Below are 23,122 nucleotides of genomic sequence, written 5' to 3' on the forward strand. Positions count from 1 at the left end.
CACAGACGGAATAGAGAAAGGGGCCTGATCGTTCGGCCCCTTTTTTTTGGTGAGATGCCATGGCGGATTTGCAGCAGCTAGAAGTCGAACTGATTGCCGATATCGACGGCGCCGAGAACCTCGAGGCCCTGGAAGCCGTGCGCGTCGCCGCGCTCGGCAAGAAGGGCCGGCTCAGCCAGATGATGCGCGGCCTCGGATCGCTGTCGCCGGAGGAGCGGAAGGCCGTTGCCCCGGGTCTCAACCGGATCAAGGACGAGGTCAACGAGGCGCTGCTGCGCCGCCGCGCCGCGCTCGGACGGGCGGCGCTCGACGCCCGCCTGGCGAGCGAGCGGGTCGATGTCACGTTGCCGGTACGGCCGGAGCGCAGCGGGCGCATCCACCCGGTCAGCCAGGTGATGGACGAGATCGCCGAGATCTTCGCCGACATGGGCTTCAACATCGCCGAGGGTCCGGACATCGAGGACGATTTCCACAATTTCACGGCGCTCAACATCCCGCCCGAGCATCCCGCCCGGCAGATGCATGACACGTTCTATTTCAACGAGAAGGCGGACGGCGAGCGGATGGTCCTCAGGACCCACACCTCGCCGGTGCAGATCCGCACCATGCAGTCCGAGAAGCCGCCGCACCGCATCGTCGCGCCCGGCCGTACCTATCGGAGCGATTCGGACCAGACGCACACCCCGATGTTCCACCAGATCGAGGGCCTGGTCATCGATCGCGGCATCCACATGGGCCATCTCAAGGGCACGCTGCAGGAATTCGCCCGGGCCTTCTTCGAGCTCGACGATGTCGAGATGCGCTTCCGCCCCTCGCATTTCCCGTTCACGGAACCCTCGGCCGAGGTCGACATCCGGTGCCGCTTCGAGGGCGACAGCATCGCCATCGGCGAGGGTGACGACTGGCTCGAGATCCTCGGCTGCGGCATGGTGCATCCCCGCGTGCTCGAACATGTCGGCCTCGACCCCGAGGAATACCAGGGCTTCGCCTGGGGCATGGGGATCGACCGGATCGCGATGCTGAAATACGGCATTCCCGACCTGCGCGCCTTCTTCGACAGCGATTTGCGCTGGCTTCGCCACTACGGCTTCCTGCCGCTCGACATGCCGACGCTCGGTGGAGGGCTCAGCCGATGAAATTCACCCTTGGCTGGCTGAAGAGCCATCTGGAAACCGATGCGACCCTCGACGAGATCGTTCTCAAGCTGACGGAACTCGGCCTCGAGGTCGAGGATGTGCGCGATCCCGGCGCCGAACTGGCGCCCTTCACGATCGCCCATGTGATCGAGGCGAAGCAGCACCCCGATGCCGACCGCCTGCGTGTCTGCACGGTTGATACAGGGTCCGGAACGGTCCAGGTCGTGTGCGGCGCACCGAACGCGCGGACCGGCATGAAGGGGGTCTTCGCGGCGAGCGGCCTGACGATCCCGGGGACCGGGCTGCTGCTCAAGCCGAGCAAGATTCGCGGCGTCGAATCGAACGGCATGCTGGTCTCCGAGCGCGAGATGGGCATGTCGGACGAGCATGATGGGATCATCGAACTTGCCGACGACGCCCCGGTCGGACAGCCCTTCGCCGCCTATGCCGGGCTGGACGACCCGGTCATCGATGTCGCGATCACGCCGAACCGGCAGGATGCGCTCGGCGTGCACGGGATCGCCCGCGATCTCGCCGCCGCCGGTCTCGGCCGCCTGAAGCCGGTCGAGGCGACGCCGATCCCCGGCCGCTATCAGAGCCCGGTTTCGGTTCGCCACGAGCTCGCGCCCGGCCAGGCCGACGTCTCGCCGCTCTTCGTCGGCCGCCATGTGCGCGGCGTGAAGAACGGGCCGAGCCCGAAATGGCTGCAGGACCGGCTGCGCGCGATCGGTCTCCGGCCGATCTCGGCGCTGGTCGACATCACCAATTTCGTGACCTTCGACCTCGGCCGGCCGCTGCATGTCTTCGACGCCGACCGGCTGAGCGGCGGCATCCATGTCCGCCTCGGACGCGCCGGCGAGCGCTTCCTGGCGCTCAACGGCGAGGAATATGCCGTCGACGGGACGATGTGCGTGATCGCCGACGACAGCGGCGCGCTCGGTCTCGGCGGTATCATCGGCGGCGAATCGACCGGCTGCACCGAGGGCACCGTCAACGTGTTCATCGAGTCCGCCCTGTTCGATCCGATCCGCACGGCGATGACCGGCCGCAAGCTCGGCATCGAATCGGACGCCCGCTACCGCTTCGAGCGCGGCGTCGATCCGGCCTTCGCCCGTCCCGGCATGGAAGTCGCGACCCGGCTGGTCATGGAGCTCTGCGGCGGCGAACCGAGCGAGCTGGTGATATCGGGCGCCGAGCCGGACTGGCAGCGTCGGGTGACGCTGCGGCCGGAACGGCTCGCCGCGCTGACCGGCATCGCCATGTCCGAAAGCGAGATGGTCGCGATCCTCGGAAAACTCGGCTTCACCGTCGCCGCCGACGGCGGCGCTCTGCTGGTCGACGTCCCGTCATGGCGCCAGGACGTCTCGATCGAGGCGGACCTGATCGAGGACCTGGCCCGCGTCAGGGGCTACGACGCGATACCCGCGGCACCGCTGCCGCGCCTGTCGGTGGTTGCCCGGCCGGCGCTCAGCCTTGCGCAGCGCCGGGTCCGTATCGCGCGTCGCGCGCTGGCCGCGCGCGGCCTGATGGAGGCGGTCACCTGGTCCTTCCTGCCGCGCGCCCAGGCGGCCCTGTTCGGCGGCGGCGGCGACGATCTGTTGCTGGCCAACCCGATTTCCAGCGACCTCGACTGCATGCGCCCCTCGCTGTTGCCGAACCTGCTGACCGCGGCCGGGCGGAACGCCGATCGGGGCTTTGCCGATACCGCGCTGTTCGAGATCGCGGCCGACTACCAGGGCGACCGTCCCGAGGACCAGCGGCGGGTCGCCGCCGGCATGCGGCGCGGTCGCGAGGGCGAGCGTCACTGGGCGGAAGCGGCGCGGGCCGTCGATGCCTTCGATGCCCAGGCCGATGCGCTGGCCGTGCTGGAGGCCGCCGGCGCTCCGGTCGGCAACCTGCGGATCGTCGCCGACGCGCCCGACTGGTACCACCCGGGCCGTTCGGGGCGGATCATGCTCGGACCGAAGACCTGCCTCGGCCAGTTCGGCGAGATCCATCCTGGCGTCCTCGAGGCGCTCGACGTGAAGGGTCCGGCGGTCGGCTTCGAGGTTTTCCTCGACCAGATCCCGGTGCCCAAGGCCAAGGGCAAGACCCGGCGGCCGCCGCTTCGGGTGTCCGATTTCCAGCCTGTGGAGCGGGACTTCGCCTTCCTGGTCGACCGCGACGTCGCGTCCGGCGATTTGGTGCGCGCGGCGGCCGGGGCCGACAAGGCGCTGATCGAGGATGTCCGCGTCTTCGACCTGTACCAGGGCGACAGGATGCCCGACGGCAAGAAGTCGCTGGCCATCGCCGTTCGCCTTGCGCCGAAGGATCGCACCCTGACCGACGCGGAGATCGACGCGGTCGGGCAGAAGATCGTCGACGCGGTGGCGAAAGCGACCGGCGCGACGTTGCGCGGCTGAGGACGGGAATGAGTAACGGGGAAGCGGCCATGTCGGACCTGGCGAGAACAGATGCGATCCCGGTGCCGGAGGGATTCGTACCCTTCGCGCTCTACGAGGGTTTCCTGGAGACGGTCGGACCGCTCTTCTGGAGCACCGAGGGTGGCCGGGGCCGGATGGGAATCCGCATCGAGAAGCGCCATTGCAACGTCGCCGGGATCTGCCACGGCGGCATGCTGATGACCATCGCCGACATGCAGCTCGGCATGGGGACGCGGGTGCAGGCGGGCATCGACAAGTTCCTGCCGACGATCAATATGAGCTGCGATTTTGTCCGCGGCGCGCCGCTCGGCTCCTGGGTCGAGGGCGAGACCGACGTCATACGAACGACCCGCAACCTCGCCTTCGCGCGCTGCATCCTGCGTGCCGACGGCGAAGAGGTCTTCGCTGGCAACGGGATCATGAAGATCCCCTCGCGCGACGATCACGTGCGGATCAATCTTGCCGACCTCTGAGCGACCGATGTCGTCGGAGGCGGAATTCTCCGGGCCGGGAATCGGACCGCGCTGACAGGTAGCATGTGATGAACGAACAGTCGTTGATCCGCAATTTCGCGATCATCGCCCATATCGACCACGGAAAATCGACGCTCGCCGACCGGCTGATCCAGCTGTGCGGCGGCCTCGACCAGCGCGAAATGCATGCGCAGGTGCTCGATTCCATGGATATCGAGCGCGAGCGCGGGATCACCATCAAGGCGCAGACCGTGCGGCTTCGTTACACCGCGAAGGACGGCCAGACCTATACGCTGAACCTGATCGACACGCCGGGCCACGTCGACTTCGCCTACGAGGTCAACCGCTCGCTCTCGGCCTGCGAGGGTTCGCTGCTGGTTGTCGATGCGAGCCAGGGGGTCGAGGCGCAGACGCTCGCCAACGTCTACCAGGCGATCGAGGTCAACCACGAGATCGTCGTGGTCCTGAACAAGATGGACCTGCCTGCCTCCGAGCCTGAGCGGGTCAAGGAGCAGATCGAGGACGTGATCGGGATCGACGCCTCCGAGGCAGTCGGGATCTCGGCCAAGACCGGCGAGGGCGTTCCGGAGGTGCTCGAGGCGCTGGTCCGCCGGGTGCCGCCGCCGACCGGCGATCGCGAGGCGCCGCTGAAGGCGCTGCTCATCGATTCGCGCTACGACCCCTATCTCGGCGTCGTCGTTCTGTTCCGCGTGCGCGAGGGCGTGATCCGCAAGGGCCAGCGCATCCGCATGATGCAGACCGGGGCCGCCTACCAGGTCGAGCGGGTCGGCGTCTTCACGCCGAAGCCGCTGCTCGTCGATCAGCTCGGCCCGGGCGAGATCGGCTTCTTCACCGCCTCGATCAAGGCGGTCGCCGATACCAACGTCGGCGACACGCTGACCGACGACCGCAAGCCGGCGAGCGCGCCTCTGTCTGGCTTCAAGCCGAACCAGCCGGTGGTCTTCTGCGGCCTGTTCCCGATCGACGCCGCCAATTTCGAGGAACTGCGCGACAGCCTGGGCAAGCTACGGCTGAACGACGCGAGTTTCAGTTTCGAGGCGGAAAGCTCGGCCGCGCTCGGCTTCGGCTTCCGCTGCGGCTTCCTCGGCCTCCTGCACCTGGAGATCATCCAGGAGCGGCTGGAGCGGGAGTTCAACCTCGACCTGATCACCACCGCGCCCTCGGTCGTCTACCGGCTCCATCGCCGCGACGGCACGATGGTCGAACTGCACAATCCCGCCGACATGCCCGACCCGATGCAGATCGAGCGGATGGAGGAGCCGTGGATCAAGGCGACGATCCTGGTTCCCGACCAGCACCTGGGCTCGGTGCTCAAGCTCTGCGAGGAGCGCCGCGGCCGCCAGGAGACCCTGACCTATGCGGGCAGCCGGGCGATGGTGGTCTACAAGCTGCCGCTCAACGAGGTGGTGTTCGATTTCTACGACCGCCTGAAGTCGGTGACCCGGGGCTATGCGAGCTTCGACTACGAGATCGTCGGCTACGAGGAGGCGCCGCTGGTCAAGCTCGGCATCCTCGTCAACAGCGAGCCGGTCGACGCGCTTGCCATGGTCGTCCATTCCAGCCGGGCCGAGCAGCGCGGCCGCCAGCTTTGCGAGCGGCTGAAGGACCTGATCCCGCGCCAGCTGTTCAAGATCGCTATCCAGGCGGCGATCGGCGGCCGCGTGGTCGCGCGTGAAACGATCTCGGCGCTGCGCAAGGACGTGACCGCCAAATGCTACGGTGGCGACGTCTCCCGGAAGCGCAAGCTGCTGGAGGCGCAGAAGCGCGGCAAGAAGCGGATGCGCTCGATCGGTAACGTGGAGATCCCGCAGGAAGCCTTCCTCGCCGCCCTCAAGATGGGCGACGACCGCTAGCACCGGTCAGGGTCGTTCCGTCAGCGGAATGAGCGCCGGCGTTCGCCATCGCGGCGCCGGCAGACGACCAGCAGCAAGATCCCGGGCACCAGGAAGACCAGCCAGGCCGGCTTCAGCAGGATCCAGGTGATCCCCGGATCCCAGAGCTCCGGAAGCAGGAAGCGCTGGACCACAGCCTGGGTGACATTGAGGCTGTCGGGGGCGAATTCGTACCACAGCAGGCCGAGCGCCTGGGGCGCCCATGCGCCCGCCTCGAGCGAGCGCAGCGCCTCCAGCCCCATGGCGACAAGCGCGACGGCAATCCACAGCCAGCCGATCAGACGTCCGACGAACATCCGCGGACTTCCCCCTCGATACGGCGGCACCGGATGCCGCGTCCGGGCCATTTGACGGATTTCCCGGGGCCCTGTCAAACCGCTGCCGGGGACGCCCGGGTCCAGATGCCGGGGGCGTCAGTCCGGGCAGAAGATCTCGATGAAATACTCGACGATCTCGTCGAGATTGGTGCGGCCGTCGTCCGAATACCATTGCGGCATCCAGTTGAAGGCGCCGAACAGTGCGAAGGTGAAGAGGCGCGGATCCTTGACCGGTATCGTTCCGTCGTCGAGCCCCGCCTCGATGATCCGGCGAACCCGCAGCTCGAATTCCTTCTTGTACCGGCGCAGTTCCGCCCGGGTGGCCGGCTTCAGGACATTGTCGGACACCAGCGCCATGCAATTGCCGAAGTCGCTGTTGATGATCCGGCCATAGATCCAGAAGAACAGCTTGAGCCGCTGGCGGGCGGTGAAATCGTCGGTCTGGCTCTCGGCGATCTTCCGGTCAAGATCGTCGAGCGCGGTCTGAACGATCTGGAAGAGGATCTCGTCCTTGTTCTTCACATAGTAGTAGATGGTCGGTTTCGTCACCTGCAGCAGCGACGCGATCCGGTCGATCGAGGTCTGGTGGTAGCCGTTCCGGGCGAAGGCGCGGGCGGCGGTCTCGAGAATCAGCCGCCGCTTGCGGGCATGCAGTTCCTCCCGCTCGTCGGCCAGGCGCCAGGCTTCGTCCGACGGCTGTCCGGGGTTCCTGTCCTGCGGTGCGTCCGGCGGAGGTTTCATGGAGCGGGGTGTTCGCATGTCTGTCGAGACCTCGGCTGCATCAACTGGCTGAAACCGGCCGTTCCCGGCCGGGGGAACGATACCGATCGAAACCGCCAACCCGTTGCATGCGCCCGGGAATCCTATTCCCGGGGGACAGCCACCACCATTCTTTTGTCAGGATACTCATTACGCCAGCGCCTCTGTTCGTCTCGTCAATTGGTATTCAAATCGAACTCTACATACAACCGAAAGACTGAAGGCGCGGGCTCTCTTGCGGTTCGCCCGGCTCGGTACAACGCGTCAGGACAGAGAATTTCATCCCGCCTCATGATTCTAGTTGGATAAACCTACTGTTCGGTATATGCAACATACTCTGTGAAGTAACGGCGTGCTTGTCGGCCGCCGAAGTTTGCCCTGGGAGGGATCATGAACCGCCTTCGCACGACTATCCTCGGCCTCGCCTGCGCTACCAGTTTCGGTGCCGCCGCGATGCTGCCGGCCCATGCCGATGAGCCGGATGCCTTCAAGATCGGTGCCGTCATTTCGTTCTCCGGACCCTACGGGATCATCGGCGAAGGGATGAAGCGCGGCGCCGAACTCGCCATCGAGCACCGTGGCGGAACGGTGCTCGGCAAGCCGATCGAGGTCACCTGGGAAGACAGCGAGACCAAGCCGCAACCGGCCGTCCAGAAGGCGTCGCGCCTGCTGGCGAACGGCGCGCACATGATCTTCGGCGCCGTCAGTTCGGCCTCCACGGTGGCCCTTCAGGGGCTCACCGACCAGCGCAAGGTGCCGCTGCTGGTCACCATCTCGGCGGATGACCGGATCACCCGCCCGAACGGCTCGCGCTACACGTTCCGGACGTCGAACACGCTCGGCATGGAAATGCGCATGGCGCTCGAATTCACCAAGGCGCGCGGCCTGAAGAAGATCTACGGCGTCGGCGCCGACTATGCCGTGACTCGCGAGGGCTGGGATTTCTACCGCGCCGAGGCCGAGAAGATGGGCGTCGAGATCGTCGGCATCGACTATCCCCCGCTCGGCAACCGCGACTACTCGGTCATCATCGACAAGATCTCGAAGACCGACGCCGAGGGCGTGATTCTCGTGGTCACCGGCAGTGACGGCGTGACCTTCCTCAAGCAGGCAGGCCAGGCCGGTCTCGGCAAGGACAAGCTGCTGTTCGGCCCGGTCCTGCAGGACGAGTTGCTGGCGGCCGCGGTTGGCCCCGCCGCGATCGGCGCCAACTCCGGCGTCCGCTATCACTTCTCCTACGATTCGCCGGCCAACCGGAAGTTCGTCGAGGCCTATCGCGCCAAGTATGGCGAATGGCCGAACAGCTTCGCCGGCGAAGCCTATGACGGCATGAGCTGGTTCCTCGACGTGGTCGACGGCACCAAGTCCTGGGACAAGGAGAAGTGGGTCGACGCCTTCGCCGGCAGCACCCGCGAGAACTCGGTGGAAGGCACCAAGGTGATGCGCGCCTGCGACCACCAAGCGATGCAGGTCGGCCTCTGGGGCGTTGTCGAGAAGGGCGAGGCTCCGCTGCCCGAACTGACCATGAAGATCACCGACGTGTTCCAGCCGGAGGCGCTGTTCCCGCCCTGCGCGGAATAGCTGTTCCATCGCGTGGCGGCCGTTGCCCGGCTTCGGCCGCCACGCCTTCCTGTCGTAACGAAATCAGGCGGATAGCCCTGTGTCCACGATCGTCATCGGTCTTTCGATGGGACTGCTGCTGTTTCTGCTGGCGGCGGGACTGACCCTCATATTCGGCATGCTGCGGGTGATCAACTTCGCCCACGGCTCGCTCTACATGCTGGGCGCATACTGCGCCTACCAGATCGTCCAGACGACCGGGAGCTTCTGGCTCGGGCTGCTCGTCGCGCCGTTCCTCGCGGCCGCCATCGGGGCCCTGATGGAGCGCGTGGCGCTCCGCCCGGTCTATGCCCGCGACCATGTCTACCAGCTGCTGCTGACCTTCGGTTTCATCCTTGTCATCGACGAGGCGGTGCGGCTGTTCTGGGGCCTGGAGTACAAGCAGATCGCGCCGCCGGACCTGTTTTCCGAGCCGGTCGCCATTCTCGGCAGCCAGGTGCCGACATATCGCCTGTTCATCATCGGTTTCGGAGCGCTGATCGCCGCCGGCCTGTTCTTCATGCTGGAGCGCAGCCGCTACGGAATGGTCATCCGGGCCGCCAGCGGCGACCCGGAGATGGTCCAGACGCTCGGTATCAGCGTCTCGCGCATCCGGACCTTCGTGTTCGCCTTCGGCTCCGGGCTCGCGGCGCTCGGCGGGGTCGTCGCCGCGCCGCTGCTGCCGATCGAGCTCGGGATGGGCTTCAGCGTGATCATCGACTGCTTCATCGTCGTGGTCATCGGTGGGCTGGGCAACATTCGCGGCGCCGTCCTCGGGGCGCTGCTGATCGGCATGACCCGGGCACTCGGCTATACCTATGCGCCGAGCTGGGTCGAGTTCCTCACCTTCGTGCTGCTCATCGCGACGCTCGTGCTGCGCCCCGAGGGTCTCTTCAGTCGCAAGGGTCGTGCCGCATGAGCAAGCTCCAGCCATATTCGGTCGCGCTGGCGCTGATCGTCACCGCCATCGCGCTCTCGCCGCTGGTGCTGTCCGGCGGCAACGCGCTGAACCTGGTCAACCTGATCCTGATCTGGTCGATCTTCGCGATCGGCTACGACCTGGTGTTCGGGGTCGCGGGCATGCTGTCGTTCGGCCATGCCGCCTTCTTCGGTGTTGGCGCCTATGTGTTGACCCTGCTTACCACCCGCCTCGGCTGGGATTTCCTGCCGGCGCTTGGCGCAGCCGGCCTGGCCGGCGGCGTGCTGGCGCTGCTGTTCAGCTTCTTCGCGATGCGGGTTGCCGGGCTGTTCTTCGCCCTCCTCACGCTCGCGCTGGCCCAGCTCATCTACATCCTGGCCGGCAGCAAGCTGCGCGACCTGACCGGCGGCGTCGACGGGCTTTCCGGCGTGCCGCGCCCCGACCTCTTCGGCATCGATTTCTTCAGCGACGCCAACTACTACTATTTCCTGCTGGCGATGTTCGTGCTCGCGATTGCGATCGCCGGGCTGCTGCGGGTCTCGCCCTTCGGCCAGGCTCTGAAGGCGATCAAGGGCAACGAGCTCCGGGCCGAGCAGATCGGCTTCAACGTGCAACGGCTGCGCAAGTCGATCTTCTTCGTCTCGGGTATCTATGCCGGGATGAGCGGCGCCCTGCTCGCCTCGCTGATCTTCTATGTCAGCCCGCAGATGCTGCACTGGACCACGTCCGGCGACGTCGTGATCATGGTCCTGCTGGGCGGCATGGGGACACTGTTCGGCCCGGTGCTCGGCGTCGCCCTGTTCGAGGTGCTGCGCGAATGGCTCTCGACCGTGACCTCGCACTGGTACGGGATCCTCGGGCTGATCTTCATCGTCTGCACGATCTTCATGCCGAACGGCCTTGCCGGGATCGTGCAGCAAATCTGGCAGCGTTTCTCGCGGGAGGACAGGCGATGACGGCGGAGGCAACTGTCGGCGCCGCGCTGAGCTGCCGCGACATCGAGGTCTCGTACGGCGCCTTCAAGGCCGTCGCAGGGGTCACGTACGACTTCCGCCCGGGACGGCTTTACAGCCTGATCGGCCCCAACGGTGCCGGCAAGACGACCCTGATGAATGCCCTCTCGGGCGGCGTCCCGCTCAGTCGTGGACAGGTCACCCTGGGCGGGAAAGACATCACCGGGCTCGCGCCCCACGCCCGCACCCGGGCCGGTCTCGGGCGCAGTTTCCAGATCACCCAGATCTTTCCCGGCATGACCGTGTTCGAGAACCTGCGCTTGGCAGCGCAGGCCCACCGCTACCGGCTGCAGCCGTTCTGGAATGCGGTCGGCGGTTTCCGGGAAATCGCCCGCGAGGCCGAGCGGGTCCTCGCCGAGGTCGGCCTGGAGCAATTCGCCTCGGTCAATGCGGGCAACCTCTCGCACGGCGACCAGCGCGCGCTCGATGTTGGGCTGACGATGCTGGGCGATCCCGGGGTCGTGCTGCTCGACGAGCCGCTGGCGGGCGTCGGCCATGGTGACGCGGCGAAGGCCGTGGCGCTGATCCGGCGCCTGGCGGAGGGCCGCACGGTGCTCCTGATCGAACACAACATGGACGTCGTGATGGACATCTCCGACGAGATCATCGTGATGCTCGCCGGGAAGATACTGGCGGCCGGGCCGCCGGAGGAGATCCGGCACGATCAGCGCGTCCGCAACGCCTATCTGGGGGAAGACGAATGAGCCTTCTGCAGATGCGCAACTGCGATGTCTATTACGGCAAGGCCAAGACCCTGCACGACATCTCCCTGGACGTGGAAGAAGGCGAGATCGTCTCGCTGATCGGCCGCAACGGCGCCGGCAAGAGCACGCTGATCAAGGCGATCATCGGCCTGATGGGACTCGAGCGTGGTGAGCGGCTGTTCGACGGCCGGGACGTCACCGGTCTCGCGCCCGAGGCGCTCAGCCGGCTCGGCATCGCCTTCGTGCCCGAGAACCGCCGCATCTTCGCCGCCCTGAATGTCGACGAGAATCTCCGTATCGCGACCGTCATGGGGCGGACCGGGGCCTGGGATCTGCGGCGCATCTACAGGCTGTTCCCCCGCCTCGAGGAGCGCAAGGACACCCCCGGCGACGCTCTGTCCGGCGGCGAGCAGCAGATGCTCGCGGTCGGACGCGGCCTGCTGACCAATCCGCGCCTGCTGCTGCTCGACGAGCCGACCGAGGGGCTGGCCCCGCTGATCGTCCAGGACCTGGTCGCGGCGATGGCGGCGATCAATGCCGAGGGGGTGGCGATCCTGCTGGTCGAGCAGAATCTCAAGGTCCCGCTCAAGCTGGCGCAGCGCCAGTATGTCATCGACAACGGCCGGATCCAGTGGCACGGCCAGACCGGCGAGCTGCTGGAAAACCAGGAAAAGATCGAGGCCCTCATCAGCCTCTAGCCGCGGAGTAGCGTATGTCTAACGTCTATATCATCGGGGTCGGGATGACCCGCTTCGGGAAGTTTCCCGATCGTTCCGTAAAGGACCTGACCCGGCAGGCGGTCGAGGCGGCACTGGACGATTGCGGACTGGCCCGGAAGGACGTTGAGGCGGCCTACTTTGCCAACGCGGCTCAGGCGGCGGTCGAGGGGCAATATCTCGTGCCCGGCCAGATCGCGCTCCGCGCCGCGGGATTCGAGGGCATCCCGGTGACCAACGTGGAGAATGCCTGCGCCAGCGCCAGCACGGCGCTGAACGCCGCCTGCGCCTATATCGGCTCCGGCCAGGGCGACATCGTGCTGGCGATCGGCGCCGACAAGATGAATGCCGAGGAGCGGGCGCGTTCCTTCGCGGTGTTCGACGGCGCCTGGGATGTCCACGAGGCCGAGCGGGCGGCGGCGCAACTGCTGTCGATGGGGCAGGATCTGCCGCGGCCGCCCGGCGCCGGCAGGAATTCCGGCCAGCGCAGCGTCTTCATGGATATCTATGCCGCGCTCGCCCGCCATCACATGGAGACCTTCGGCCTGACCCAGACCGAGATCGCCATCGCCTCGGCGAAGAACCACACCAATTCCCAGCACAACCCGAACGCCCAGTACCAGCGCCCGATGTCGGTCGAGGAGGTGCTCGCCGATCGCGAGGTCGCGTGGCCGCTGACGCTTGCCATGTGCGCCCCGATCAGCGACGGCGCCGCCGTCGCGATCGTCTGTTCCGAACGCAAGGCGCGCGAACTGGGCCTGGGTCGGGCCGTGCGGGTCGCGGCGTCGGTACTGCGCTCCGGCAGCGGGCGGGGGCCGGACGAGTTCGACCGGCAGGTCACCCATCTGGCCGCCAACAGCGCCTACGAGAAGGCCGGCCTCGGCCCGGAGGACATGGATGTCGCCGAGGTTCACGACGCCAGCGCCTTCGCCGAGATCCTGCAGACCGAGGCGCTCGGCTTCTGTGCGTTCGGCGACGGCGGGCGCTGCGCCGCCGACGGCGACACGGCGATCGGCGGCCGCATTCCGATCAATCCGTCCGGCGGGCTGGAATCGCGCGGCCACCCGATCGGGGCGACGGGCCTCGCCCAGGTCCACGAACTGGTGACCCAGCTTCGCGGCGAGGCGGGGGCGCGGCAGGTCGACAACGCCCGTGTCGCGATCGCCGAGAACGGTGGCGGCTTCGCCGGCTACGAAGAGGCGGCCGCCTGCATTACCATCCTGCAGCGGGCGTAGGACGCACGAGGGGGAGACGATCATGCGCGTTATCGACTTTTTTGACCGCGGCGTGGCACTGGATCCGGAGCGGATCTGTCTGAAGGATGCGTCGGTGACGCGCACCTATGCCGAGGTGCACCGGCAGTCCTGCCTGATCGCCAACGCCCTCATTCGCGACGGGCTGGCGCCGGAAGCCAAGGCCGCGGTCTACAGCCCGAACGCGGCGGCGCCCTTCGAATGCGTGCTCGGGATCTTTCGCGCCGGCGGCGCCTGGGTTCCGATCAACGCCCGGAACGCGGTGCCGGAGAATGCCTATATCCTCGACAATTGCGACGTCGAGGTGCTGTTCTATCACAGCGAATTCGAGGCCAATGTCGCACGCTTCGCCGAGCAGTGCCCGACGATCCGCCAGTATGTCTGCATCGACAGGGCCGGCGGCCGTGGCACCTGGCTGGACGATCTGATCCGCGACGTCCCGGCGACCGATCCGGACGTGCCGGGGGGCCGGGACAGCCTCGCCTCGATCTTCTCCTCCGGCGGCACTACCGGGCGGCCGAAAGGCGTGATGTGGACCAACCTGGTCTGGGAAATCATGCTCGCCAACTTCTACACCAGCATGCCGCGCCGCAAGCCGCCGGTGCATCTGGTCGTGGCGCCGATGACGCACGCCGCCGGCGGCCTCGCCATCCTGATGATGGCGCAGGGCACGACGCACGTTATCCTGCCGCAGTTCCACGCTCAGGCGGTGGCCGAGACGATCCAGAACGAGGGCGTGACGCACCTGTTCCTGCCGCCGACCGCGATCTACGTCCTGCTGGCGCACAAGGAGGTGGCGAAATACGACTACAGCAGCCTCGAGCATTTCATCTATGCCGCGGCGCCGATGTCGGTCGAGAAGCTCAAGGAATGCCTGGCGGTGTTCGGCCCGGTCATGAGCCAGACCTTCGGCCAGGCCGAGGCGCCGATGCTCTGTACCTTCCTGTCGCCCGAAGGGCACCAGGTGATCGGCGATCCGGAGAAGGAGAAGCGGCTGGCGAGCTGCGGCCGGCCGACGCTCCATACCGCCGTCGCGATCATGGACGACGACGGCCACCTGCTGGGGCCGGACGAGCGCGGCGAGATCGTCGTGCGCGGCAATCTCGTGATGCCCGGCTATTACAGGAACCAGGCCGCCACCGACGAGGTCTCGACCTTCGGATGGCACCATACCGGCGACATCGGCTACCGCGACCGCGACGGCTACGTCTATATCGTCGACCGCAAGAAGGACATGATCATCTCCGGCGGCTTCAACATCTATCCGAGCGAGATCGAGCAGGTGATCTGGAGCCATCCGGCGGTCCAGGATTGCGCGGTCGTCGGCGTCCCGGACGAGAAATGGGGCGAGGCGGTCAAGGCGGTGATCGAGCTCAAGCCCGGCGCCAGTCTCGGCGAGGATGAGGTCATCCGGCTCTGCAAGGAAACGCTCGGCAGCGTGAAGGCGCCGAAATCGGCCGAGTTCTGGCCGGCGCTGCCGCGCAGCCCGGTCGGCAAGGTGCGCAAGAAGGACATCCGCGAATCCTTCTGGGCCGGTCGCGACCGGGCAATATGAGGCAGCCATGAATATCGCCACGCTTCTTACGAACGCCGCGAAACCGTTCGCCGACAGGCCGGCGATCTTCAGCGGCGAACGCCAGCTCGCGACCTATGCCGAACTGCTCCGCAATGCCGACGGCATCGGTGGTTGGCTGCGCCGCCAGGGCGTCCGGCCGGGCGACCGCGTCGGCCTGTTCATGAGCAACGTGCCGGAGTATTTCGAGGCGCTGTTCGGCATCTGGATGGCCGGCGCCTGCGCCGTGCCGGTCAATGCCAAGCTGCATGCGAAGGAGATCGCCTACATCCTCGGCAATTGCCAGGCCGGGATCCTGTTCGCGACCGGGGACAGGCTGGAGACGGTCGCCGCCGCCGGCGAGGGCGCCGAGGCCTATGTGCCGCGGCAGGTGCTGGTGCCGGGCACCGACGCCTGGCAGGAGGCGGTTGCCGGCCCGGCGGCCGGCATGGCCGAGGTCGCGCCGGACGATATCGCCTGGCTGTTCTACACCTCCGGCACCACCGGCCGGCCGAAGGGAGCGATGCTGACCCATCGCAATCTCTTCAACATGACGCTCAGTTTCCTTGCCGACCTCGATCCGATCGACCAGTTCGACTGCTGTCTTCACCCGGCCCCGATCTCACACGCCGGCGGTCTCCTGAGCCTGTCGTACCTGGCGCGCGGCGCGGCCAACGTGGTCCCGGTTTCGGGCGGGTTCGAACCGCCGGAGATCGTCTCGCTGGTCAACCGGTTCCCGGGCAGCTCGCTGTTCGCGGCGCCGACCATGGTCAAGCGCCTGCTGCTCTCGCCGGCCATCGCGGATCTCGATCTCGAGCATCTGGACAGCATCATCTACGGCGGCGCGCCGATGTATGTCGAGGAGCTGAAGCAGGCGCTGGCGGCGTTCGGGCCGCGGCTCTGGCAGGCCTTCGGCCAGGGCGAGGCGCCGTGCACCATCACCTACCTGCCGAAGAAGCTGCATCTCGATATCGGCGACGGCCGGCTGGAACAGCGGCTGGCCTCGGTCGGGATCGCCCGCACCGGCGTCGAGGTCCGTGTCGTCGACGGCGATGACAACGATGTGCCGCCCGGCGAGACGGGCGAGGTGATCGTTCGCGGCGACGTGGTGATGGTCGGCTACTGGAACAATCCGGAGGCGACGGCGGCGGCCTTGCGGAACGGCTGGCTGCATACCGGCGATGTCGGCAGCTTCGACGAATGCGGTTATCTGACGCTCAAGGATCGCGCCAAGGACATGATCATCTCCGGCGGCTCGAACATCTATCCGCGCGAGGTGGAAGAGGTGCTGCTCACCCATCCGGGCATCGTCGAGGCGAGCGTCATCGGCCGCCGACACGAGGAATGGGGCGAGGAAGTCGTCGCCATCGTCGTCCGGCGCGACGGCCACGAGGTGACCGAGGCCGATCTCGACAAGCTCTGCATCGACAACATCGCCCGGTTCAAGCGGCCGAAGCGCTACCACTTCGTCGACGGGCTGCCGAAGAACAACTACGGCAAGATTCTGAAGACCGAGCTCCGCAAGACGTTCGGCAAATAGGGAAGGGAAAACCCGATGAGCAAGGTTCTGGTCGCTGGCGTCGGCATGATTCCGTTCGTCAAGCCGGGCGCCTCCGACAGCTACCCGGTCATGGGCGCCCGCGCGGCGCGGCTGGCGCTGGACGATTCCGGCCTCGATTACGATGCCGTCCAGCAGGCCTACGCGGGCTATGTCTACGGCGATTCCACGGCCGGCCAGCGGGCGCTCTACGACGTCGGCCTGTCGGGTATCCCGATCGTCAACGTGAACAACAACTGCTCGACCGGCTCGACGGCGCTCTACTTGGCCCGCCAGGCGGTCGAGGCGGGCATCGTCGACTGCGCGCTGGCGCTCGGCTTCGAGCAGATGGTCCCGGGCGCGCTCGGCACCGTGTTCACCGACCGGCCGTCGCCGCTTGAGCGTTTCGACGCGGTGACCGACGAACTCGCCGGCCATCCCGAGGTCCCCATGGCGATCCGCTATTTCGGCGGCGCCGGCCAGGAATACATGGACCGTCACGGCGTCGGCTTGGAGCTGTTCGCGGAGGTTCGCGCGAAGGCCAGCCGCCATGCCGCCCGCAACCCGCTCGCCGTGTTCCGCAAGGAAGTCACGGCGGGCGAGGTCCTACAATCCCCGGTGCTGTGGCCGGGCGCGATGACCCGCCTGATGGCCTGCCCGCCGACCTGCGGGGCGGCGGCCGCGCTGCTCGTCTCCGAGGCCTTCGCCCGGCGGCACGGTCTCCGGACCGATGTCGCGATCCTCGCGCAGGCCATGACCACCGATACCCGCAGCAGCTTCGAAAGCGGCGAGATGCGCCATGTCGCGGGCTACGACATGACGGTTGCGGCCGCCGGCCAGGTCTATGAGGCGGCCGGCATCGGGCCCGGGGATATCGGCGTTGTCGAACTCCACGACTGCTTCGCGCAGAACGAGGTCCTGACCTACGAGGCGCTCGGGCTCTGCCCGGAAGGCGGGGCCGCCGGCTTTGTCGCGGGCGGCGACAACAGCTTCGGCGGGCGCTGCGTCACCAATCCGTCCGGCGGGCTGCTGTCCAAGGGCCACCCGCTCGGCGCGACCGGGCTCGCGCAATGCTACGAACTGGTCTCGCAACTTCGCGGGCGGGCCGAGCAGCGCCAGGTCGAGGGCGTGGACATCGCCCTGCAGCACAATGTCGGCCTCGGCGGGGCCTGCGTCGTGACGCTTTACGGCAGGGCCTGACGGCATACGGCAGCGGGCAGGCGCGGGGCCGCTCCCGGGTCGCGCCACGGGCCGGAAACGCGGTGCCGAAATCTTGCGCAGGTCGCGCTTTCCGGTGGTTGCCCAGGCCGGTCAGTTCGATTATCTTGCGCGGCTCCGGAGGGGTGGCCGAGTGGTCGATGGCGCACGCTTGGAAAGCGTGTATACCGAAAGGTATCGTGGGTTCGAATCCCACTCCCTCCGCCATCTTCCCCCGATCACGCCTCACGCATGGCGCCGGGCGAAGGCGACGCAGACCACGATCAGCGCCGTTGCCACGATCATCGTCCAGGCGACCGGTTCGCCCAGCAGCAGGCCGGCGAGAGCGAGACCGAAGAACGGCTGCAGCAGCTGCAGCTGTCCGACGCTGGCGATGCCGCCGACAGCCAGGCCCCGGTACCAGAAGATGAAGCCCACCAGCATGCTGAAGACCGAGATATAGGCGAGTCCGAGCCAGGCCGGCAGGTCGATGCCGGTGAGCGTCGACGGAAAGGTCGCGACCGTGAGCAGCAGCATCGGCGCGGCCGCCAGGACCAGCGCCCAGGAGATGACCTGCCAGCCGCCGAGCCGGCGGGAAAGCGCCGCCCCTTCCGCGTAGCCGAGCCCGCAGACGACGATTGCCGCGACCATCAGCGCGTCGCCGGCGAGCGAGCCCGACTCGCCGGCAGATAGGGCGAAGACGACGACCGCGGCGCTGCCCAGGCAGGAGAATAGCCAGAACAGCGGCCGGGGCCGTTCGCCGCCGCGGAGGACGCCGAACAGCGCGGTCGCAAGCGGAAGCAGGCCGATGAAGACCAGCGAATGGGCGGAGGTGATGGACTGCAACGCCAGCGCGGTCAGCAGCGGGAAACCCAGCACGACGCCGAGCGCGACGATCCCCAGCGAGAACAGGTCTCCGCGCCCCGGCCGCGCCTGCTTCAGCAGCAGGAGCATGGCCGCCCCGAGCAGGGCGGCGATTAGCGCCCGTGCCGAGGTCAGGAAGAGCGGCGGAAACCCGGCCACGGCAACCCGCGTCGCCGGCAGGGAACCGCTGAAGATGACGACGCCGAGGAGACCGCTGCCCCAGCCTTCGATCGATGTTTTCACGTCCCGCATGGCACCTCGCTTTCGGGGCGCGAGGATAGCCCGGTGCCTCTGGCCAGGGCAGTTACAGTTCCATACAATAATGCGGAACTGTATTGATAATGGTGGCGATACAATATGGCTGACACCGCGTTGCCGAGCCGGCGGAAGGAGACCCGCACCGATGCCGTCATGCAGGCGGTGCGCGCCAAGCTGGCGAGCCGCGCGCTGGCTGCCGGCGACCGATTGCCGTCGATCCGCCGTTTCGCGGCGACCATGGGGGTTTCGCCCTCGACCGTGGTCGAGGCATATGACCGGCTCGCCGCCGAGGGATTGATCCGGGCCCGGCGCGGCTCCGGCTTCTATGTCGCGTCGGCGGCCCTGCCGCCGCTCGCACTGGCCGACGACCGCCCGCGGCGCGATCGCGCGGTCGATCCCTTCTGGGTCTCGCGGCAATCGCTTGACGCCGGTCCGGAGGCGCTGAAACCCGGCTGCGGCTGGCTGCCAGCCGACTGGATGCCGATCGCGGCGTTGCGTCGGGAATTCCGCGCGCTGTCGCGCGCCGGGGACGCGGTTCTCGCGGATTACGGCAGCGCGCGCGGCTCGCTGCCGCTCCGCCGTCTCCTCATGGGCCGGTTCGCGGAGGAAGGTCTAGAGGTATCCTCCGACCAGCTCCTGCTGACGCCGTCGGGCACGCAGGCGATCGACCTGATCTGCCGCTTCCTGCTCCGACCCGGCGACACGGTCCTGGTCGATGATCCCTGCTACTTCAATTTCCGGGCCCTGCTGCGCGCGCACCAGGTGAAGCTCGTCGGCGTGCCCTACCGGGCGTCCGGGCCGGATGTCGGGATATTCGAGGCGGCTCTCTCCGCCGAACGACCGCGGCTCTACATCACCAACTCGGCGCTGCACAATCCGACCGGCGCGACGTTGTCGGCGCATACCGCGCATCGCCTGCTGAACGCGGCCGCGGCGCATGACCTGACCGTGGTCGAGGACGACATCTTCGCCGATTTCGAGCCGGAGGCCTCCGCGCGGCTCGCCGCCCTCGACGGGTTCGAGCGAGTCATCCGGATCGGCAGCTTTTCCAAGACACTGTCGGCCTCGGTCCGGTGCGGCTATATCGCGGCCCGCGCCGACTGGATCGAGGACCTGGTGGACCTTCAGATCGCGACCGGGTTCGGCGGCCCGGGCCCGGTTGCCGCCGGTCTGGTTGCCGGGGTGCTGTCCGGCGGCGGCTATCGCAAGAATATGGAGGAAATGCGTCGGCGGCTGGCGCGCGCCCGGAGGGAGGTCGCCGCGAAGCTCCGCGAGCTCGGAATTGAGCCCTGGCTGATGCCGCGCGGGGGCTTCTACCTCTGGTGCCGCCTGCCGGACGGATGCGATTCCGCCGAGGTGGCACGCACGGCGCTTGCCGACAACTTGGTGCTCGCGCCCGGCGACGTCTTCAGTGTCTCGCAATCGGCCGCCGCATTCATGCGCTTCAATGTCGCGCAATGCGGCGATCCGCGTGTCATGGCGGCACTCGGGCGGGCGCTTGAGCGAGGTGGGGAGAGCCGCCGCGCGAGGGCGCGCGGAAAAGCGGCATTCCCCGATCCGACACCCGGCGATAACCTGTGATGGCGCGGCCCGCGCGGCCAGCATTGGTGACAGAACCGACGGAAGGCACAGGATCATGACAGGACGACCGATCGTCTACCACATCCCGGTCTGCCCGTTCTCGCAGCGGCTGGAAATCCTGCTCGCGCTGAAGGGCCGGCCCGATGCGGTCGAGTTCCGCGTCGTCGACATCACCCGGCCGCGCGATCCCGATCTGCTGCGGAAGACGCGGGGGACGACGGCGCTCCCGGTCCTCGAGACGGCCGACGGACGGATCCTGAAGGAAAGCCTGGTGATCCTCGAGTATCTCGACGAGACGGTGCCGGGTGGACGGCAGCGCCGCGCCGACCCGTTCGAGCACGCGGTCGAACAGATGCTGATCGCGAAAGAGGGCCCGTTCACCATGGCGGGGTATCTCTTCGTCATGAACCGCGATCCGGACCAGCGCGAGCGCCATCGCGAGAAGATGCTCGGCCTTTACCGGGACCTGTCCGGGTTCCTGGACGAAAACAATCCCGACGGAACCTGGCTGTTCGACGATTTCGGCCTCGCCGAGGCGGTCTTCACGCCGATGTTCATGCGGTTCTGGTTCCTCGGCTATTACGAGGGCTTCGAATTGCCGGAGGGGGCGGAATTCGACCGGGTGCGGCGTTGGCGAGAGGCCTGCCTGGAGCATGCGGCCACCCGGCAGGTCAGCCGGGAAGAGATCGTGAAGCTCTATTACGACTACGCGCTCGGCGCCGGCAACGGCGCGCTGCCGCCCGGGCGAACGAAATCGAGCTTCGCCTTCGAGCCGCCCTGGCAGGACCGGCCCTGGCCGCCGGCCGACAAGTACCGGCACGCCGCCTCCGACGCCGAACTCGGCCTGGTCTGACGGCGAGCGGGTCCGATTGACCCAATGCGGCAGTTCGCGGTCGTCGCGATGCGCGTCAGAGCATGACCTCGATCAGCTTCGGCCCGGACGAGGCGACGGCGTTCTCGAGTGCCTGGTTCAGTTCCTCCAGCGTGGTGGCCTTGCGCGCGGGCACGCCCATGGCGCGGGCCAGGCCGGCGATGTCGAGGTCCGGCCGGTCGAGCTCCAGCATGTCGAGCGCGTTCCGACCCGGATTGCCGGCGCCGACCATCGCGAGCTCGTGCTTCAGGATGTTGTAGCTGCGATTGGCGAAGACGATCGTGGTGACGTCGAGATTCTCGCGCGCCTGGGTCCACAGGCTCTGCGGCGTATACATGAAGGAGCCGTCGCCCTCGAGGCAGAACACCTTGCGGTCCGGTGCCGCGACCGCCGCGCCGGTCCCGACCGGGGGGCCGAAGCCGATCGAGCCGCCGAGATTGCTGAGCCAGCTATGCGGTGCGGCGCCGGCCATGGCGGCGTAGAAGCCGCGCCCGGTGGTGATCGCCTCGTCCACGACAATGGCATTCTCGGGCAGGGCGGCGGCGAGTGCCTGGGCGATTCCGTCCGGCGTGATCGGCCCCCGCGGCGCGGCGGGCCGCTCCGGTGCTTGCAGCCTCGCCGCTGACGGATCGGCGCCGAGCCGGTCGATCAGCCGCGCGAGGGCGTCACCCGCATCCTCGCCGGTGGCGACCATGCGGTGGAGGGTGCAGCCGGGCGGGTGCAGCTCGCTCGGGCTCTCCGGATAGCCGAAGAAGGAGACCGGCGGCGGCGCGCCGACCAGGATGATCGTCCGGTAGGGGGCGAGCGCCGGCAGGGCCTGCGCGACCGGGTAGGGCAGCCGCGGTATCGACACCCGGCCCGCCCCGCGAGCCATGTTCCGCATGTAGGTGGTGGCCATCAGGTCGGCCCCGCTATGGGCCGCGATCGCGCCGGCCGCACGGAGATTCTCCTCTGTAAGCGCGTCGCCGCCGAGCAGCAGAAGGGTGCCGGCGCCGCGCCGAAGCAGCCGGGCGCTTTCCGCCACGACGCTGTCGTCGACCTTGCGCGGCGGGTCCACGAGGGGTGGCCTGCCGATCGCCCGGGCCGGGTTCCAGGCCGTGTCGGCGGGCAGGATCAGGGTCGCGATCTGACCCGGCGCGGCGCGCGCCGCGGCCACGGCGTCGGCGCCGTCCTGGGCCACGGACGCCGCGTCCCGGCTGGTCCGGACCCAGTGCGACATCGGCCTTGCCACGCCCTCGATATCGGAGGTCAGCGGGGCGTCGTAACGCAGGTGAAAGCTGGCATGTTCGCCGACGATATTGACCACCGGCGAGCCGGCGCGCCGGGCGTTATGCAGGTTTGCAAGACCGTTGGCGAGGCCGGGACCGAGATGGAGGAGCGTCGCCGCCGGCTTGCCGGAGAGCCGCGAATAGCCGTCCGCGGCGCCCGTGACCACCCCCTCGAACAGGCCGAGGACGCAGCGCATGCCTGCCACGCGGTCAAGCGCCGCGACAAAATGCATCTCGGACGTTCCGGGATTGGCGAAACAGGTGTCGACGCCACAGGCAAGCAGCGTCTGGACCAGGCTCTCCGCGCCGTTCATTTCTGTCACCATTCCCGTTCCTCGAGCCTTTCGTCCGACGCCGGCGGTGGCGGCGGCATTCGCCACGCCTGCAATGCGCCCGAACGTAAGGCCGTGGCCGAATCGGTCAAGTTCGGAAAGACCGGGTGCCGCCGGTATCGTCCCGCGCCCGTCCGGGTTTCTCGGCCGCGGCCGACCGGAATGCGCGATAAAAGGGAGAAAATGGGAGAAGACATCGCCTTTCTGTCGACTATCGGGAACGACATCAATCGGGTGGAGATGATTATCCGTTGTTCGCTACCATTGCTTCCGATAAATATCGAAATTATTATCGAAAAACCGGATATTTGATATTAGACGACCCTCCGATATTGCCTGAAGCTATACGTGTGACAGGCGAGTTGCCGAACCCGTGATCCTGTCGCCGCAGCGGATCCCCGACGGTTTCCCTGTGTGTTTCGCCAGCGATTTCCTGG

The 23,122-nt window shown here is 67.5% G+C and carries 19 protein-coding genes and 1 tRNA gene; 16 read left to right on the top strand and 4 right to left on the bottom strand.

Going from position 1 to position 23,122, the window contains the following annotated elements:
- Nucleotides 1-59: 59 nt before the first annotated feature.
- The 4 genes from pheS (at nt 60) to lepA (ending at nt 5,906) form a co-directional block, all read left to right on the top strand.
- A complete protein-coding gene (gene pheS, locus OCH7691_RS03235) occupies nt 60-1,136 on the top strand; it encodes a phenylalanine--tRNA ligase subunit alpha (RefSeq protein ID WP_085881970.1) in 1,077 nt (358 codons plus the stop codon).
- A complete protein-coding gene (pheT, locus tag OCH7691_RS03240; protein WP_085881971.1) occupies nt 1,133-3,538 on the top strand; it encodes a phenylalanine--tRNA ligase subunit beta in 2,406 nt (801 codons plus the stop codon). Before pheS ends, pheT begins: the two co-directional genes overlap by 4 nt.
- Before the next feature lie 29 nt (nt 3,539-3,567).
- The gene (locus OCH7691_RS03245; protein ID WP_217807765.1) at nt 3,568-4,032 is read left to right on the top strand and encodes a PaaI family thioesterase; all 465 of its coding nucleotides are present in this window, start codon (nt 3,568-3,570) and stop codon (nt 4,030-4,032) included.
- Nucleotides 4,033-4,100: 68 nt separating this feature from the next.
- Entirely contained in the window at nt 4,101-5,906 is a 1,806-nt protein-coding gene (gene lepA, locus OCH7691_RS03250; protein ID WP_085881973.1) for a translation elongation factor 4, read from the top strand.
- Nucleotides 5,907-5,926: 20 nt separating this feature from the next.
- On the opposite strand, the gene OCH7691_RS03255 is transcribed toward lepA, so the two are convergent.
- Together OCH7691_RS03255 and OCH7691_RS03260 are read right to left on the bottom strand one after the other, a co-directional pair.
- Nucleotides 5,927-6,241: a hypothetical protein gene (locus OCH7691_RS03255; RefSeq protein ID WP_217807766.1), complete on the bottom strand. Its 315-nt coding sequence runs from the start codon at nt 6,239-6,241 to the stop codon at nt 5,927-5,929.
- A gap of 117 nt (nt 6,242-6,358) precedes the next feature.
- Nucleotides 6,359-7,003 carry a TetR/AcrR family transcriptional regulator gene (locus OCH7691_RS03260; protein WP_176244903.1) on the bottom strand — a complete coding sequence of 215 codons (645 nt, stop codon included), beginning with the start codon at nt 7,001-7,003 and terminating at the stop codon, nt 6,359-6,361.
- Between the two features lie 408 nt (nt 7,004-7,411).
- Here OCH7691_RS03260 and OCH7691_RS03265 point away from each other — a divergent pair, with 408 nt between their 5' ends.
- The 10 genes from OCH7691_RS03265 to OCH7691_RS03310 all read left to right on the top strand — a co-directional run bounded on the left by OCH7691_RS03265 (nt 7,412) and on the right by OCH7691_RS03310 (nt 17,739).
- On the top strand, nt 7,412-8,602 hold the full coding sequence (locus OCH7691_RS03265) for an ABC transporter substrate-binding protein (protein ID WP_085881976.1): 1,191 nt from the start codon (nt 7,412-7,414) through the stop codon (nt 8,600-8,602).
- 79 nt (nt 8,603-8,681) lie between these two features.
- On the top strand, nt 8,682-9,539 hold the full coding sequence (locus OCH7691_RS03270; RefSeq protein WP_085881977.1) for a branched-chain amino acid ABC transporter permease: 858 nt from the start codon (nt 8,682-8,684) through the stop codon (nt 9,537-9,539).
- Complete coding sequence (locus tag OCH7691_RS03275) at nt 9,536-10,495, top strand: branched-chain amino acid ABC transporter permease (RefSeq protein ID WP_085881978.1); 960 nt, start codon at nt 9,536-9,538, stop codon at nt 10,493-10,495. Before OCH7691_RS03270 ends, OCH7691_RS03275 begins: the two co-directional genes overlap by 4 nt.
- Nucleotides 10,492-11,256 carry an ABC transporter ATP-binding protein gene (locus OCH7691_RS03280; protein ID WP_085881979.1) on the top strand — a complete coding sequence of 255 codons (765 nt, stop codon included), beginning with the start codon at nt 10,492-10,494 and terminating at the stop codon, nt 11,254-11,256. The genes OCH7691_RS03275 and OCH7691_RS03280 overlap by 4 nt, the downstream gene beginning before the upstream one ends.
- Nucleotides 11,253-11,954, top strand: coding sequence for an ABC transporter ATP-binding protein (locus tag OCH7691_RS03285; RefSeq protein WP_085881980.1), 702 nt, complete (start codon nt 11,253-11,255; stop codon nt 11,952-11,954). Before OCH7691_RS03280 ends, OCH7691_RS03285 begins: the two co-directional genes overlap by 4 nt.
- A gap of 14 nt (nt 11,955-11,968) precedes the next feature.
- Nucleotides 11,969-13,207 carry a thiolase family protein gene (locus OCH7691_RS03290; protein WP_085881981.1) on the top strand — a complete coding sequence of 413 codons (1,239 nt, stop codon included), beginning with the start codon at nt 11,969-11,971 and terminating at the stop codon, nt 13,205-13,207.
- A 22-nt stretch (nt 13,208-13,229) separates the two neighbouring features.
- Nucleotides 13,230-14,780, top strand: coding sequence for an AMP-binding protein (locus OCH7691_RS03295; RefSeq protein ID WP_085881982.1), 1,551 nt, complete (start codon nt 13,230-13,232; stop codon nt 14,778-14,780).
- 7 nt (nt 14,781-14,787) lie between these two features.
- A complete protein-coding gene (locus OCH7691_RS03300; protein WP_085881983.1) occupies nt 14,788-16,317 on the top strand; it encodes an acyl-CoA synthetase in 1,530 nt (509 codons plus the stop codon).
- 15 nt (nt 16,318-16,332) lie between these two features.
- Nucleotides 16,333-17,514, top strand: coding sequence for a lipid-transfer protein (locus OCH7691_RS03305; protein WP_085881984.1), 1,182 nt, complete (start codon nt 16,333-16,335; stop codon nt 17,512-17,514).
- Between the two features lie 137 nt (nt 17,515-17,651).
- Nucleotides 17,652-17,739: transfer RNA gene (locus tag OCH7691_RS03310), tRNA-Ser, on the top strand.
- Between the two features lie 18 nt (nt 17,740-17,757).
- Here OCH7691_RS03310 and OCH7691_RS03315 read toward each other — a convergent pair.
- The gene (locus OCH7691_RS03315; protein ID WP_217807767.1) at nt 17,758-18,627 is read right to left on the bottom strand and encodes a DMT family transporter; all 870 of its coding nucleotides are present in this window, start codon (nt 18,625-18,627) and stop codon (nt 17,758-17,760) included.
- Nucleotides 18,628-18,732: 105 nt separating this feature from the next.
- Between OCH7691_RS03315 and OCH7691_RS03320 the strand changes: the two genes are divergently transcribed.
- Together OCH7691_RS03320 and OCH7691_RS03325 are read left to right on the top strand one after the other, a co-directional pair.
- Complete coding sequence (locus tag OCH7691_RS03320) at nt 18,733-20,214, top strand: aminotransferase-like domain-containing protein (protein WP_217807768.1); 1,482 nt, start codon at nt 18,733-18,735, stop codon at nt 20,212-20,214.
- Nucleotides 20,215-20,269: 55 nt separating this feature from the next.
- A complete protein-coding gene (locus OCH7691_RS03325; RefSeq protein WP_085881985.1) occupies nt 20,270-21,067 on the top strand; it encodes a glutathione S-transferase family protein in 798 nt (265 codons plus the stop codon).
- A gap of 55 nt (nt 21,068-21,122) precedes the next feature.
- Here the strand turns inward: OCH7691_RS03325 and OCH7691_RS03330 are convergent, their stop codons facing one another.
- A complete protein-coding gene (locus OCH7691_RS03330; protein ID WP_085881986.1) occupies nt 21,123-22,667 on the bottom strand; it encodes an acetolactate synthase large subunit in 1,545 nt (514 codons plus the stop codon).
- Between the last annotated feature and the right edge of the window lie 455 nt (nt 22,668-23,122).

The sequence above is a fragment of the Oceanibacterium hippocampi genome (genome assembly GCF_900172325.1).
Lineage (GTDB): Bacteria > Pseudomonadota > Alphaproteobacteria > Sneathiellales > Sneathiellaceae > Oceanibacterium > Oceanibacterium hippocampi.